Here is a 14,879-nt window from a genome sequence, read left to right as displayed (position 1 = left end):
CGTGCCGGCTTAGGATTGATCGCCCTGGCCGGCAGACCGGCGAACGACGAGCGTACACGGCAACCTCTCGACGCCAGGTTGGACCGGTTCACCTTTCGAGAAACCGAGGATCGCAAGCCCGGCGCGGTGACCGAGTTCCTTGAGTTCCATGTCAACGGTCGTGAGCGGCGGGCGTGTCTGCCGTGAGACGACTTCCCAATTGTCGAACCCGACGACCGCAACGTCGCCGGGGATGGAGACGTTTCTGTCGCGCAGCGCATCGATGACGCCGCGAGCGATCTCGTCGCTGCCACAGAAGATCGCATCCGGTTTGGCCCCGGATCGCGAGAAGACCGTCTCGATCGCCGCATGCCCCCATTCTTCCGACCAGTCACCGAACATGACCTCGGCCGTCTGTCCCACGAGCTCCCGATAGGCCTCGGCGCGAATACAGGCGGCACGATAGTTCTGCTCGCCGGTAATGTGCAGGATGCGGGAGCGGCCGAGGCTCTGGAGATGTTCAACCGCAAGCCGCGCACCTTGAGCGTCGTCGGGATGAAAGCTGACGCTGTCCGCGGGTCCCTGCGCGAAGACGTAGACGACTGGAATGCCCAATTGGGTCAGTTCCGGCGGTGGTTCCAGATCAATGCGCGTCGCGGTGAAGATGATGCCGTCGACCTGCCGGTCGCGCAGCGCTTCGAGATGCAGTCTTGCCAGCCTTGGATCATTGTTGGTGGCGCAAAGGAAAAGGGAGACGCCATGGTCAACAAGCACTTCCGATACGCCGCTCGCCATCGGTAGCGTCAGACGCCCGTATGTATCGTTGGTCAGCATGCCGATCGCATGGCTGCGCTTGGTCAACAACCCACGCGCGAGCGCGTTCGGTCGAAATCCGATCTCCTCGGCGATCCGTCGCACCTTTTCACGGGTCTCGACATTGGTTCGCCCAGTGCCATTCAGCGCGTTCGACGCAGTTGAAATACTTACGCCCGCAGCCTTCGCAACGTCACGGATCGTATGTCGGCTGCCACCAGATTCCTTCAAATTCGCACCTGTTCAACTGGCTTGTTAAAACCTTTTAGCAGAAAAAATTTAGCTGCTAAAAGGTTTTAACAAAAAGATGGTCTTTTGATGCATACAGACTGTCGACATGAAAAATTTTCTCCGTTAACGTCATCTTCGTCTTGAGGCAGAGGAGCCTCGCATAAGAGAAGGGGAACCCATATGTTACATTTGAAAACCACGATTGCCGCTGTTGCGTTGCTGGCGAGCTCTTCTCTCGCCAGCGCCGAAGAAATCACGCTATGGGTGCGCACATCTTCGGGTGCCGTGCTTCAGGGCCTGGCCGAAAAGTACAATGCTTCGCATTCCGACAAGGTTAACGTGACCCAGATCACCGCCGAGCAGATGGTGCCGAAGCTCGGCGCCGCAATCGCCGGCGGCGCAGCGCCTGATGGGGCGGTCCTTGATCTGATCTACCTGCCGACCTTTGCAGCCAATGACAGCCTTGAGGACATCAGCGACTTCGTCAAGGGTCTGCCCTATTCGGCAGCACTCAGCCCGTCGCACATCCGCCTTGCCACTTATGACGGAAAGGTCTACGGCGTGCCGGCGCTGCCGGATGCCTCGATCATCGCTTACAACACCGACCTCTTCAAGAAGGCCGGCCTTGACCCGAACAAGGCTCCGGCCTCGCTCGATGAGATTGCCGCCGACGCCAAGAAGATCCATGCGCTCGACAAGGAAACCTACGGCTTCTACTTCGTCGCCAATTCCGGCAGCTGGCTGATCTACGACTTCCTGCCGCATCTGTGGGCGGCCAATGGCGACGTGCTCTCCGATGACGGCCGCACGGCGACCGTCGACACGCCGGCGCTGCGCGACACCATTGCTGCCTATCGCGACATGTGGAAGGAAGGCGCCATTCATCCGACCTCCCGTTCAGGCAACGGCAACAACGCCGTCGAAGCCTTCGCCTCCGGCAAGGTCGGCATCCTCATGACCGGCTCCTACATCGTCAACCTGCTGACCAGCAAATATCCCGACGTCAAGTTCGCGGTCGCCCCGATCCCAGGTCCTAAGGGCGGCGCATCGAGCTTTGCCGGCGGCGATACGGTGGCCCTCATCAAGGGCATCAGCGAGGAGAAGAAGAAGGTCGCGCTCGACTTCGTGAAATTCTACATGGAGCCCGACCAGCAGGTCTACATTACCCAGGAATCCGGCATGCCGTCGCGCACGGATCTTGCCAAGGAAGCCTATGCCAAGTTCGACCCACGCAATCTGATCGCCTACGATATCCTGGCAAAGGCGCGCACGCCCTATACCTTCTCCTCGGATGAGTTGTTCGTCAGCCGCACCGGCCCGTTCCTCAACCTGATCCAGGGCACGATTTTCGGCGATGATGTCGACGGCTCGATCAAGAAGGCGCAGGACGACTTCACCAAGATCCTCGATCGCACCAATCCGTAATCACATCTCAAGCGGGGCGGCCTCCCGCCCCGCTCCTTCCGCGGATGCCGACGCGCGGTTTTGAAATCTTCGAGGAATGACAGTGGTCGACACGCCGACAACACACATAAAACAGCCGATCTCCGGAGAGCCGGAGCCGAAGGGCTGGCTAGGGCTGGCCTTCATCCTGCCCGGCTTTCTGTTCATCCTGGTGCTGTTTCTCGTTCCGCTCGCCATGACGATATGGATGAGCTTCTACAACTGGCCGCTGCTAGGCCGAAAGAAATTCATCGGTCTTGCCAACTACGGCGAACTGCTGGGCGACATGCAGCTCTGGCATTCGCTGGGCTTCACGATGCTCTATACCGTGCTGGTGACGGCCGCGATCTTCGCCGTTGCCTTTCCCTTGGCACTGCTCGTCGATCGCCCACTGCGCTCGGCCGGCTTTTTCCGCACCATCTTCTTCATGCCTGTCGTCATCGGTTTCGGCGCGGCCTCCACACTCTGGATGTGGCTGCTCAATCCTGACAGCGGCGTCTTCGCTCAGGTTCTGCGTGGCATAGGTCTCATCAGCTCGGCACCGCGCCCGCTCGAAAGCTTCTGGCCAGCGATGGCCGTGATCATCCTGATGGTCGTCTGGAAAACCGCAGGCTTCACGATGGTCATCCTGCTGACCGGCCTGCAGGGCATTTCCAACGATGTCATCGAGGCCGCCAAGATCGACGGCGCCAGCGTCTTCAGCCGGTTCCGCTGTATTACCCTGCCGCTGATGCGCAATTCGCTGGTGCTGGCTCTGGTCCTCAATGTCACCTCCTCGATGCTCGCCTTCGACCAATTCTTCATCATCACCCAGGGTGGGCCGGAAAACAGCACGATCTCGGCGGTATTTTCCATCTACCTGGCATCCTTCTCATCCTATCGGCTCGGCTACGGTTCGGCGCTCTCCTTCGCGCTGCTGATCGTGCTGGTCGCCATCAGCGCCATTCAATTCGTGCTGCTGCGCGAGCGCCCGGAGGAAGGCTAATGACCGTGACCCCATCCAAGATGAACACCAATCCGCGGGGCGGCCAGACGGGCTACCTGCTCTTCCTGCTGGCATCGATCCTGTTGGCGATCTTCTTCATCATGCCGATCGTCTGGTCGCTGGCGAATTCCTTCAAGCCGGCTGCCGAGGCGCTCGCCAACCCGGCCGCGCTGTTTTCCAAGACCTTCTCGCTGGAAAATTACCGGCGGCTCGAGAATGTCGGCGCCGGCTGGTATGTGTACGCTGCCAATTCGGTGATGATCGCAGTCGGCACGGTTGTGCTGACGGTGGTCGTCTCCGTGCCGGCCGGCTACGGCTTCTCCAAGTTCCGGTTTCCCGGCCAGTCGCTCCTCTTCGTGCTGATCATGGCGACGATGATGATCCCGTTCCAGTCGATCCTGACGCCGCTGTTCCTGATCCTGAAGCTGCTCGGGCTGCAGAACAACCTCTTCGGCCTGGTGCTGATCTACGTCACCTTCCAGCTGCCGTTTTCCGTCTTCATGATGCGCAATGCCTTTGATGCCGTGCCGAAGGCGTTGATCGAGGCGGCGCGCATCGATGGCGCCTCGCAGGCAACGATCCTGCGCCGCATCATGCTGCCCATTGCGCTGCCCGGCGTGGCGACGGTGGCGATGTTCGCCTTCCTCAATTCGTGGAACGAGTTCCTGGCCGCGCTCATCTTCCTGTCGGACCAGAACAAGTTCACGCTGCCGATCATGCTGGTGAACGTGTCCTCGGGCCTTTATGGCATCATCGACTGGGGCGCTCTGCAGGCCGGTATCGTGGTCACCATGATCCCCTGCATCATCCTCTTCCTTCTTCTGCAACGCTATTATGTGCGCGGCCTGACGGCCGGCGCCGTGAAATGAGAAGCGGCCCGTCCGCTCAAGGAGTTCCCATGCCCATCGCCCAGAAATCACAGTCACGATCCCCGATCGACCGCTACCTGCCGGCTGACCATACCCGCGTCGCCTTCAATGGCGGCTTCTGGAAGAGCTGGACGGAAACCGTCCGCGACGTGACCATCCCCACCCAACATATGCGGCTTGACGAGGAAGGCTTTCTCGAAGTGCTCGATTTCGACAAGCCGGCCGGTCCGTTGGCGCGACCGATCCAGCCGAGTGGCCTGTCGATGCAGCATTTCTTCGATTCCGATTTCGGCAAGTGGATCGAGGCCGCGAGCTACACGCTGAAGAACAATCCGAATCCGGACATCGAGGCCAAGATCGACGCGATTGTCGAGAAGCTCGAACATGGCCAGATGACTGACGGCTACCTCAACAGCTGGTTCATCCGCCGCGAGCCGGAGAAGCGCTGGACCAATCTGCGCGACCTGCATGAAATGTATTCGATGGGCCATCTGTTGGAAGGCGCCGTCGCCTATTTCGAGGCGACCGGCAAGCGCCGCTTCCTCGACGTGATGATCCGCGCCGTCGATCACATCATCGACACCTTCGGCCGTGAGCCGGGCAAGCTGCGCGGCTACGACGCGCATGAGGAAATCGAGCTGGCGTTGGTCAAGCTCTACCGCGTCACCAAGGATCCCCGCCACCTTGATCTCGCCACCTATTTCGTCGACGAACGCGGCCAGATGCCCTCTTACTATGACGAAGAGGCGCGCAAGCGCGGCGAGGACCCGGCCAGCTATGTCTTCCAGACCTATGCCTACAGCCAGGCGCACATGCCGGTTCGCGAACAGACGCAGGTCGTGGGTCACGCCGTGCGTGCCATGTATCTGTTCTCGGCGATGGCCGATCTTGCGTTCGAGAATGATGACGAGGGCCTGAAGAGCGCCTGCGACCGGCTCTTCGACAATCTGGTGGGACGACAGCTCTATGTCACCGGCGGCCTCGGGCCCTCGGCCTCGAACGAAGGCTTCACTAGGGAATACGACCTGCCGAACGAGACGGCCTATGCCGAGACCTGCGCGGCCGTGGCGCTCGGCTTCTTCAGCCACCGCATGGCGCAGATCGAGCTCGACAGCAAATTCACCGACAAGCTCGAAACCGTGCTCTACAATGGCGCGCTGTCAGGCATCTCCCGCGACGGCGAACATTATTTCTATGAGAACGTGCTCGAAAGCCACGGTCAGAACCGCCGCTGGAAATGGCACTACTGCCCCTGCTGCCCGACCAATATCGCCCGTTTCATCACCTCGCTCGGTCAATATTTCTATTCGAGCAAAGCCGATGAGGTTGCTGTCCACCTCTACGGCGAAAATGCCGCGGAGCTCACGGTCGGCAATTCCTTCCTGCGTCTGAAGCAGAAGACCGAATATCCCTGGAATGGCGATATCGGGATTTCGCTCGGCCTCGATCAGCCGAAGCGTTTCACGCTACGCCTGCGCATTCCCGGCTGGTGCCGCGATGCCAAGGCCTCCGTCAACGGCGAAGCAATCAAGCTGGATATCATCAAGGGTTATGCGGCCATCGAACGTGAATGGAAAGATGACGACGAGGTTCGCCTCGCTTTCGACATGCCGGTCGATCGCCTCTATGCCCATCCGGCGGCAACGGAGGACAATGGCCGCTTTGCGCTGCGGCGCGGCCCAGTGATCTTCTGCGTCGAGGAAGCCGATCTCGGCACGGAGCCGCAGCGGCTGAGGTTGCCCTCGCAGGGCGAGATTGCCGCAAATTTCGACGAAACGCTCCTCGGCGGCGCCACGGTTCTCGAAGGCGACGCGCTGGAAGCCGATGCCTCCGACTGGCAGAATTCGCTCTATCGCACCGAGCCGCCGGCGCTGAAGCCGCGGCGATTCAAGGCGATCCCCTACCATCTCTGGGCAAACCGAGAGCCGGGCGCAATGGCCGTCTGGTTGCACGAAAAGTAGGGAGATCACAATGGCACGCCTTGAACTGCGCAACGTGGTCAAATCCTACGGCATTTACGAAGCCGTGCGCGGCATCAACCTCGATATCGAGGACAACGAATTCGTCGTCTTCGTCGGCCCCTCCGGCTGCGGCAAATCGACGACGCTGCGCATGATTGCCGGACTGGAACACATCACCGGCGGCGATATCGTCATCGGCGATCAGGTCGTCAACCGGCTTGGCCCCGGCAAGCGCGACATTGCCATGGTGTTCCAGAACTACGCGCTTTATCCGCATATGAGCGTGCGCGAGAACATCTCTTTCTGCCTCGAACAGCAGAAGCTGCCGAAGGCGGAGATCGACGAGCGCATCAGCCGTGCGGCCGAGACGCTGCATATTACCGAACTCCTGTCGCGGCGCCCCGGCCAGCTCTCGGGCGGCCAGCGCCAGCGCGTCGCCATGGGTCGCGCCATCGTGCGCAATCCCAAGGTCTTCCTGTTCGACGAGCCGCTGTCTAATCTCGATGCCAAGCTGCGTGTGCAGATGCGCACCGAGATCAAGCGCCTGCACCAGTTGCTGCCGACCACGACAGTCTATGTCACCCACGACCAAGTCGAGGCCATGACTATGGCTGATCGCGTCGTCGTCATGAATGGCGGCATCATCGAACAGGCCGGGCCGCCGCAGGAACTCTACCATCATCCTGTCAGCCAGTTCGTGGCCGGCTTTATCGGCTCGCCGYCGATGAATTTCCTCACTGCGATGCTTGAGGCCGAGGGAGATGGGCTGGTCGTCATCCTGGAAGACGGCAGCCGGCTTGCGGTTCCCGCGACCCGGTTTCAGGAATATCAGGCGCATGCCGGCAAGCCGGTCATCTTCGGAATCCGGCCGGAATCGATATCAAGCCTGACGCCGAAACCCGGCTTTGAAACCATCGAGGCGAATGTCGACCTGGTGGAGCCGCTGGGGCCGGAAACGATGATCTATTTCGACATCGGCTCGGTCAGCATGTGCGCCAATGTCGATCCTGAGAGCGACCCGCGCCCACGCACGAAAATGCCGCTCTCCTTCAACATGAACCGCATGCATCTCTTCGACCCCGTCGGCGGCAGGTCGCTTTCGGCCTGACGTCGACGTACGTGCGAACATACCAAAGGCGGAAACCCCTCGGATTAACCGAGGGGGCCGCCGCGATCGCGCACCATCTGCCTGAGGCGCGTGAAGACAGCGGCTGACTGGCGCACGCCGTCGTGTTCGAATTCGTTCGTCACCCAGGTCTTGATATTGCCGACATCACGGGCAGTCGCGAGTGACAACTCGGCATCGACATACATGTCATCGAAATAGACCGCTGCGGCGACCGGGATCTCGCTTGATGCCAGCCGGGCCGGATCGTAGAGCGGTTCGAACCCGTCGTGACGCGCCAGCGCCTCCACCGCATCGCGGAAGGGCCGCAGCGAGCGGATTTCCTCAAACATCCACGGATACATCATCTCGCCGGTCAGATAGAGCGGCCGGCTCTCTTCACCGAATTCGGCGAATTCCGACCGGATACGCTCTGCCGCCCAGCCGGTCGCACCCTTGCCCTGCCCGTAGATGCTTTCCTGCAATACGGCGAACATTGGATTTCCATCATAGGAGGTCAGCGACATGACGGAGGCGAGGAAAGCATCGGAGAACCGCGTTTCCTCCGGATCGGAGAAGGCTTCGTCCACCAGCCAGTGCACGTTCTCGTAACCCGGCGCCATGCCGAAATCGATGCCGATGGTCTGCAGCCGACGCACCGTCAAGCGATCCCCGTCAGGCAGACGGACATCATCGGCGGCAATGCGCTCGGCGATCCGGGCGATGCGGTCGCGATCGGCAGGATAGCGCTGGTAGTATTCCCGGTTCTTGGCAGCAACCCGCAGATAAGTGCGGCGATAAACCTCATCTGCCGTTGCCGAGAGCCCAGCCAGCCCGCCCGTGACATAGCAGGCAGCCAGCCCCTCCGGCGCCTGCGACAGATAAGTCAGCGTCAGGAAGCCGCCATAGCTCTGACCAAGCGTCTCCCAGCGCACGCCGCCGAACAAGGTCTTCCGGAGATACTCGCAATCGGCAATGATATTGTCGGCCCGAAAATGGCTGAGATAATCGGCTCCGGCCCTCCCGTCCGTAAAAGCAGCCATGGTGGCGCTCTCGATGCGGGTGCTTCTGCCCGTACCGCGCTGATCGAGCAGCACGACGCGGTAATTCTTGAGCGCCTCGCCGAGCCAGGACGGACCGCCGCCGACCGGTCGCGGCGACTTGCCGCCCGGGCCACCCTGCAGGAAGAGAAGGACAGGCAACTTTTCCTGCTTGCGTGCGGGATCGCAAACCTCGCGCGCGAAGACCTTGACCGAGGCGCCATCAGGCTTTTTCCAGTCGAGCGGCACGTCGACGAGATGGTCGCAGACATGAACCCCGGGGATCGTATATTCGCTGACGAGCATGATCAAATCCTGTGGAATGTTTGTCGACACACTGCCTACAATTGCCCTATGCTGGAATCAAGCATTCAATTTTGACAAAGATAACGGATATATAGCGTGTCTCTCCCGGTCTGGTCCCATCCCGTCGCAGCCATCACTGATGAAGAACGGCGCAACCGCCTGTCGCGCTTGCGCGAGTGCATGCAGACGCACGGCATCGCCGCCACGCTGCTCGGCCCGACAGAGAGCTTACGCTATTTTACCGGCCTGGTCTGGCACCTGAGCGAGCGGCTGCTCGGCGCGGTCGTGACTGACGATAAACTCACTTACATCGTACCCGGTTTTGAGCGCAGCCGCGTCGAGACCCTGGCGCACCTGCCCGGCGAGATTGCCGTCTGGGAAGAAGAGGAAAGCCCTGCCGCATTGGTATCACGGCTCGTCGGTCCGTCCGGCAAGCTCGCGCTCGACGATGCATTGCCGCTTGCCTTCTATCACGCCTTTACCAGAGAGATAGCGGCGACCCGCCTTGTCGATGCAGGGCCTGTCATCCGCGCGCTACGCGCCATCAAATCGCCGGCTGAAATCGCCCTCATCCGGTATGCGATGGGTATCACGCTAGATATTCATCGCAAGGTCCACGACACGCTCGCGCCCGGCATAGCCGCCTCGGACGTTGCGCGCTTCATCGACCAGCAGCATCGCGCTGCCGGCGCCGATGGCGGCTCGACCTTCTGCATCGTCTCCTTTGGTGCGGCGACAGCGCTGCCGCATGGGGCGGATGGCGAACAGATCCTGCAGGCGGGTGACGTCATTCTCGTCGATACGGGCTGCCGGATCGACGGTTATCATTCAGATCTGACACGCACCTATATGCTGGACGAGGGCAATCGCGAATTCGTACGCGCATGGGCAATCGAGCGTGAGGGCCAGCAGGCCGTTTTCGATGCGGCAAAACTCGGCACGCCCTGCGAAAGTCTGGACGTGGCCGCCCGCAACGTGTTTGTGCGGCATGGGCTCGGACCGGACTATCGCCTGCCCGGTCTGCCGCATCGCGCCGGCCATGGCCTTGGCCTCGAAATCCACGAGGCGCCCTATATCGTCCGCGGCAACGAAACACTGCTGGCACCGGGCATGTGCTTCTCGAACGAGCCGATGGTCGTCTTCCCCGGCACATTCGGCGTTCGCCTCGAAGACCATATCTACATGACCGAAGATGGCCCGCACTGGTTCACGACGCCCGCAGAAAATCCCTACGCAGTCTGAATTTCGTTTCCCTCCCACGCCAAGTCATCTGGTGCCATCGGTTCTCCTGGCGTCGGACATGAACGCGACGCCGATATCGGATGATAATCCGTCGGCAGCATATTTGTACATCCGGATCTTCCGGACCGGGCCTGCGCGACCGGTTCGCTTCAGTCACCTAGTCAATCAGCGAAGAGGTCGTCCGCCGCTTACACAAAAGCGTCACCGATAGCCGCTATGTTTAGGTCATCCGAATGAATTTTGGATTCATCCGAATGACTAATGAAGAACATTCGATCGAAGCAAGATCGCGGTCCGGCCACTGGCAGATCGTCGAGAAACAGATCAACAGGGATATCGCGTCAGGCGCGCTCCAGCCGGGAAGCCGCCTGCCGACGGAAGCCGAGATCATGGAGCAGTTCCAGGTCGGCCGCCACAGCGTACGACGGGCGATCGCCGAGCTTGCTGCTGCCGGAAAGGTGCGGGTCGAGCAGGGGCGCGGTACCTTCGTGGAAGAGCACTCCGTCATCACCTACAATATCGCCCGGCGAACGCGCTTCCGCAAAAACCTTCTGGAACAAGGGCGCGTTCCCTCCGGCCAGCCGGTCTCTGAGTCGGAGATCGTGGCGCCGCCGGGGATCTCCACAGCACTCAAGCTCCCGGAAGGCGCAAAGGTCTACATGATCGCCCGCCGCGGCTTTGCCGACGATGTGCCGATCAGCCTCAGTCATTCCTACCATCCGGTCGAGCGCTTCCCGAACATGCACCTGCGCCGCCGCGCGGGTGAATCGGTCACCAGCATCTACGCTGCCTTCGGCATCCCCGACTATGTCAGGCAGAGCACCATAATCCTCACCCGCCGCGCGATTGGTGACGAAGCGCAGCTTCTTGCCCAGTCGCCCCAGCAGCCGGTGCTCGTCGTCCAGAAAACCGACGTCGACATGGAAGGCCGGCCAATCGCCTATTCCGAGACCGTCTGGGCCGGAGAACGCGTGCAATTCAGCATTGATAACGAGCCGGAGGATCGCGCTGCGACGACGGCAAAAGGACAGGACGATGAATGACACCATGGAAGCCGGCGCGCCCCCTGCCAGCTTCAGCCATGCAAGCATGCTCGACATACTTGCCAGGGCGGATGCGGAAGGGATCAAAGCCGTTGCAGAGGAACTGCTCGATGATGTGGGAGCGGTTGAGGTTCTCGTGAACCGCACCGGCCTTGCGATGCTGCCCTACACTGACACCGTGCATAACACGGCCTTCCATCTCGGCGAAGTGCTGATGGCCGAGGCCCATATACGCCTGTCGGATCATGGCGTAGAAGGTTATGGCGCCGTCGTCGGGCGCGATCTCGAACATGCCATGGCGATCGCCGTCATCGATGCGAGTTTCGCAGGCAAGATCGGCAAGACCGGCATCGAGACCTTCCTGACCAGCGAACAGCGCCGCCAGATTCAGGACGACGATATCAGGCTGCGCAAGGTCGAAGCGACGCGCGTGCGCATGGAGACCTTCTGATGACACAGACCTTGCTCCTTCCTACTGATGAGGACATGCGCACGAACGCCACCTTCGATGCGCTGATGTGGGCACTTGCCCGTCCCGGCCGCGTCCAGCCCCTGCCCTTTCAGGGCCTTCTTGCGCTGGCCGAAAGCCTGCTCGACCGCGAATGCAGCTTCTTCTGCACCGATGAGAGATTGAAGGCAGAGATTGTCGGGACCGGCGCCAATGCCGTTGCCCTGCATCAGGCGGAATATGTCTTCGCATCGATCGGCGACCGCGCCGAAGTCTCCGCGCTTTCGGTAATGCTCAGCGGCAGTCTGCTCTATCCAGATGCCTCCGCAACGATTTTCGCGCCGGCCATCATCGGATCGGGAACGAGGCTTCGCCTGACAGGCCCCGGCGTCAACGGTTCCATCGATATCGCGATCGGCGGCGTGCATCCGGATTTCTGGGCGCTGCGCGCCGAAGCCACCCACTATCCGCTCGGCTGGGACATCTATCTAGCCGACGGCGCAAGCCTGATCGGCATTCCCCGCTCCACCAAGATAGAGGTGCTCTGATGGCCTATGTTGCAACACGTGGCGGAGAACACGCTATTGAACAGTCCGAGCGCTTCTATCGCGAAGAACTCGGACAGATCGACAAGGCCCGTGTCGACGCGATCGGCGAGAGCCTGCCTTACTTGGTCGACCGCGTGATGGGCGAAGCCTCGCTTTACGCGCCGGAGCTTGCCGCATTGGCGCTGGCCCAGTCCGGCGGCGACCTCTACGAGGCAGTGCTGCTGCTGCGCGCCTATCGCACCACCCAGCCGCGCCTGACGATTGCTGAACCGGTGCGCCAGCGGGATCTCTTTACAGTGCGGCGTATTTCGGCAGCCTTCAAGGATATTCCAGGCGGCCAGATCCTCGGGCCGACGCTCGATTATTCGCACCGTCTGCTGAATGTCGATGTGCTGAACGGAACGACCTTCGTTCCAGAACCGGTGGAAGCCGCAAAGACACCCGCACCCGCCACCCAGCCGTCGCTCACCGACTGGCAGAAGGCGCAGGGCCTGATCGAGGAGACATCAACGGAAGACGTACCGCTCGACGAGATCCCCGATGTGACGCGCGAGCCGCTGCTCTTTCCGGCAAGCCGCGCCCACAAGCTGCAGAGTCTGGCGCGTGCCGATACCGGCGGGACGCTGGCGCTCGGCTACTCGACCATGCGCGGTTATGGCAGCGTGCATCCGACCGTCAACGAATTGCGGCTCGCCGAAGCCGAAGTGCGCATCCGCCATCCGCGCGGCACGCTCTTCAGCGCCGGACGCGTGCGCGTCAGCCAAACGGAGGTCATCTCCAAGAGCAAGGGCCTCGAACTCGGCTTTTCCGCCACGTTCGGCTGGAACGAGGTGAAGGTCATTGCCGCCGCCTCGCTCGATCTCGCCTCCAATCAGCCCAATCCCCATCCGGCCTCGAATGAGGAATTCGTCCTCTACCATACGGAACCCGTCGAAAGCTCGGGCTTCTGCATCCACTTCAAGCTGCCGCATTACGTGACCTTCCAGTCGAGCCTCGATGCTATCAGGCGCGTCAAAGCCGACAAGGCGGCCAATGAAACCGGCGCACCCCAGGACGGCGCCGTCAAGCAGGCCGAACTCGAAAAGGCAATGCCGTGAAACTCGATCAACTGACAAAACCCTGGGCGGCCTTCAGCTATGGCTTCCTGGACGAATCCGCCAAGCGCGAGATGCGCCGCCGCATCCTCAAAGCCATCGCCATTCCCGGTTATCAGGTGCCCTATGCCAGCCGCGAAGTGCCGATTGCCCGCGGCTGGGGAACCGGCGGCCTGCAGGTGACGCTGACGCTCCTGAAGCCGACATCCGTCGTCAAGGTCATCGATCAGGGTGCCGACGATTCGGTCAATGCCAGCAGCATCCGCAAGTTCCTGCGCCGGGTTAGCTCGGCCCGGGAGACATTGGATACGCTGGAGGCAGACATCATCCAGTCGCGCCACCGCATCCCAGAAGAGAAGCTGCGCGAGGACCAGATCCTCGTGCTGCAGGTTCCCAATCCCGAACCGCTGCGGCCTGTCCAGCCGGACATGTCAGAAGCGCGTATCATGCATGGTGATGCCGATTACGGCCAACTCTGGTTGACCCTCTACGAGCAGCTGGTGCGCTCCGGCCGGATTATGCAGGGTTCCAGCTATCCGAGCATGGTCAATGGTCGCCATGTGATGACCCCTTCGCCGATCCCGCGCTGGGATGTGCCGAAGATGAACCAGGCGGCGAACCTCACCATCCTCTCGGCCGGCCGCGAAAAGCGCATCCATGCCGTGCCACCCTACACCCGCGTCGAACCGCTTGTATTCGACGACGTGCCCTACCGGGTCGAGGATCATGCTGACAAGATTTGTCACCGCAGCGGCGTAACAGGCTATTTCATGAACGAACTACCGCAGGATGATGGCTCCTCCACCTTCGAGGTTTCCGACAGCCAGTATGGCGTCAAGCATATCCGCAAGCAGGACGGCGAGACCGTTGCCATCGGCGAAACCTATTACAAGCAAGGCAAGATCGAGCAATGAGCGCCGCCCCCCTTTCCGCCTCCAATCTTTCTGCCGCCAATCTTTCGGCATCCGGGCGCCAGCCGCCGCGGCTGATGCTGTCCTCGCCGATCCTGACGATGAACGGCATCCGCAAGAGCTTCGGCAAGGTACAGGCGCTGCGCGGCGTCGATGTGACCGTCTATCCCGGCGAAGTGCTCGGGATCGTCGGCGAATCCGGTTCCGGCAAATCGACTTTGCTCAGGATGATGAACCTAGAAGACCGGCCGGATGACGGTGAATACAGGCTGGCGCTTCCCGGCCGCGAGGATATCAACCTCTTCGCGCTCGACCGTTTCGAGCGGCGCATGCTGCGGGCGCGCCATATCGGCATAGTCTACCAGAACCCGCATCTTGGTTTGAGGATGAACCATACGAGCAGCGGAAATGTCGCCGAGCGGCTGCTGATCGCCGGCGAGCGGAATTTCGCAACGCTTCGTGCCCGCGCCAAGGGCGCACTCGATGCCTCGGAATTTCCGGTCGCGCGCATGGATGCCCGTCCCGCAGAACTCTCGGGCGGCATGCAGCAGCGCGTGCAGCTTGCCAAGGCGATTGCGCTCGAACCGGCGCTTCTGCTGCTCGACGAACCTACCACGGGGCTCGATGTCAGCGTCCAGGCGCTGGTGCTCGACACGCTGAAGCGGCTGCAGCGCGAACGCCGGATCACCATCGTCATCGTTTCGCATGATCTCGGTGTTATCCGCACGATGGCAGATCGTGTGATGGTGATGCGCAACGGCGAAGCCGTCGAAGAGGGGCTCGCCGACCAGATCTTCCAGGATCCGCAGCATGAATATACCCAGCAGCTCGTGCATGCGAAGCTTTGAGAGGAGACCGAGC

Annotated in this window: 14 protein-coding genes; 12 read left to right on the top strand and 2 right to left on the bottom strand. The window is 61.2% G+C overall.

Annotation, left to right across the window (positions count from 1 at the left end; genetic code table 11):
- Positions 1-9 precede the first annotated feature (9 nt).
- Positions 10-1,023, bottom strand: coding sequence for a LacI family DNA-binding transcriptional regulator (locus AB4Z13_RS29995; protein WP_442207538.1), 1,014 nt, complete (start codon positions 1,021-1,023; stop codon positions 10-12).
- 180 nt (positions 1,024-1,203) lie between these two features.
- Here AB4Z13_RS29995 and AB4Z13_RS29990 point away from each other — a divergent pair, with 180 nt between their 5' ends.
- From AB4Z13_RS29990 to AB4Z13_RS29970, 5 genes are all read left to right on the top strand, one after another.
- Entirely contained in the window at positions 1,204-2,448 is a 1,245-nt protein-coding gene (locus tag AB4Z13_RS29990) for an ABC transporter substrate-binding protein (protein WP_442207537.1), read from the top strand.
- A 76-nt stretch (positions 2,449-2,524) separates the two neighbouring features.
- A complete protein-coding gene (locus AB4Z13_RS29985) occupies positions 2,525-3,451 on the top strand; it encodes a carbohydrate ABC transporter permease (protein WP_442207536.1) in 927 nt (308 codons plus the stop codon).
- Between the two features lie 20 nt (positions 3,452-3,471).
- Positions 3,472-4,320, top strand: a complete 849-nt coding sequence (locus AB4Z13_RS29980; protein ID WP_442207575.1) for a carbohydrate ABC transporter permease — start codon at positions 3,472-3,474, stop codon at positions 4,318-4,320.
- A gap of 29 nt (positions 4,321-4,349) precedes the next feature.
- Entirely contained in the window at positions 4,350-6,281 is a 1,932-nt protein-coding gene (locus tag AB4Z13_RS29975) for a glycoside hydrolase family 127 protein (RefSeq protein ID WP_442207535.1), read from the top strand.
- A 10-nt stretch (positions 6,282-6,291) separates the two neighbouring features.
- The gene (locus tag AB4Z13_RS29970) at positions 6,292-7,389 is read left to right on the top strand and encodes an ABC transporter ATP-binding protein (RefSeq protein WP_442207534.1); all 1,098 of its coding nucleotides are present in this window, start codon (positions 6,292-6,294) and stop codon (positions 7,387-7,389) included.
- A 44-nt stretch (positions 7,390-7,433) separates the two neighbouring features.
- Here the strand turns inward: AB4Z13_RS29970 and AB4Z13_RS29965 are convergent, their stop codons facing one another.
- Positions 7,434-8,732 carry an alpha/beta fold hydrolase gene (locus tag AB4Z13_RS29965; RefSeq protein WP_442207533.1) on the bottom strand — a complete coding sequence of 433 codons (1,299 nt, stop codon included), beginning with the start codon at positions 8,730-8,732 and terminating at the stop codon, positions 7,434-7,436.
- A 96-nt stretch (positions 8,733-8,828) separates the two neighbouring features.
- Here AB4Z13_RS29965 and AB4Z13_RS29960 point away from each other — a divergent pair, with 96 nt between their 5' ends.
- The 7 genes from AB4Z13_RS29960 to AB4Z13_RS29930 all read left to right on the top strand — a co-directional run bounded on the left by AB4Z13_RS29960 (position 8,829) and on the right by AB4Z13_RS29930 (position 14,866).
- Entirely contained in the window at positions 8,829-9,974 is a 1,146-nt protein-coding gene (locus AB4Z13_RS29960; protein WP_442207532.1) for a M24 family metallopeptidase, read from the top strand.
- 254 nt (positions 9,975-10,228) lie between these two features.
- Complete coding sequence (gene phnF / locus AB4Z13_RS29955; protein WP_442207531.1) at positions 10,229-11,017, top strand: phosphonate metabolism transcriptional regulator PhnF; 789 nt, start codon at positions 10,229-10,231, stop codon at positions 11,015-11,017.
- Complete coding sequence (locus AB4Z13_RS29950; protein WP_442207530.1) at positions 11,010-11,468, top strand: phosphonate C-P lyase system protein PhnG; 459 nt, start codon at positions 11,010-11,012, stop codon at positions 11,466-11,468. Before phnF ends, AB4Z13_RS29950 begins: the two co-directional genes overlap by 8 nt.
- The gene (gene phnH, locus AB4Z13_RS29945; protein ID WP_442207529.1) at positions 11,468-12,013 is read left to right on the top strand and encodes a phosphonate C-P lyase system protein PhnH; all 546 of its coding nucleotides are present in this window, start codon (positions 11,468-11,470) and stop codon (positions 12,011-12,013) included. Before AB4Z13_RS29950 ends, phnH begins: the two co-directional genes overlap by 1 nt.
- Positions 12,013-13,110, top strand: a complete 1,098-nt coding sequence (locus tag AB4Z13_RS29940) for a carbon-phosphorus lyase complex subunit PhnI (protein WP_442207528.1) — start codon at positions 12,013-12,015, stop codon at positions 13,108-13,110. The genes phnH and AB4Z13_RS29940 overlap by 1 nt, the downstream gene beginning before the upstream one ends.
- The gene (locus AB4Z13_RS29935) at positions 13,107-14,021 is read left to right on the top strand and encodes an alpha-D-ribose 1-methylphosphonate 5-phosphate C-P-lyase PhnJ (RefSeq protein ID WP_442207527.1); all 915 of its coding nucleotides are present in this window, start codon (positions 13,107-13,109) and stop codon (positions 14,019-14,021) included. The genes AB4Z13_RS29940 and AB4Z13_RS29935 overlap by 4 nt, the downstream gene beginning before the upstream one ends.
- On the top strand, positions 14,018-14,866 hold the full coding sequence (locus AB4Z13_RS29930) for an ATP-binding cassette domain-containing protein (RefSeq protein ID WP_442207526.1): 849 nt from the start codon (positions 14,018-14,020) through the stop codon (positions 14,864-14,866). The genes AB4Z13_RS29935 and AB4Z13_RS29930 overlap by 4 nt, the downstream gene beginning before the upstream one ends.
- Positions 14,867-14,879: the final 13 nt, after the last annotated feature.

It is taken from the genome of Rhizobium sp. YAF28 (assembly GCF_052113285.1).
GTDB lineage: Bacteria > Pseudomonadota > Alphaproteobacteria > Rhizobiales > Rhizobiaceae > Rhizobium.
This window is presented reverse-complemented; position numbering and strand designations above follow the sequence as displayed.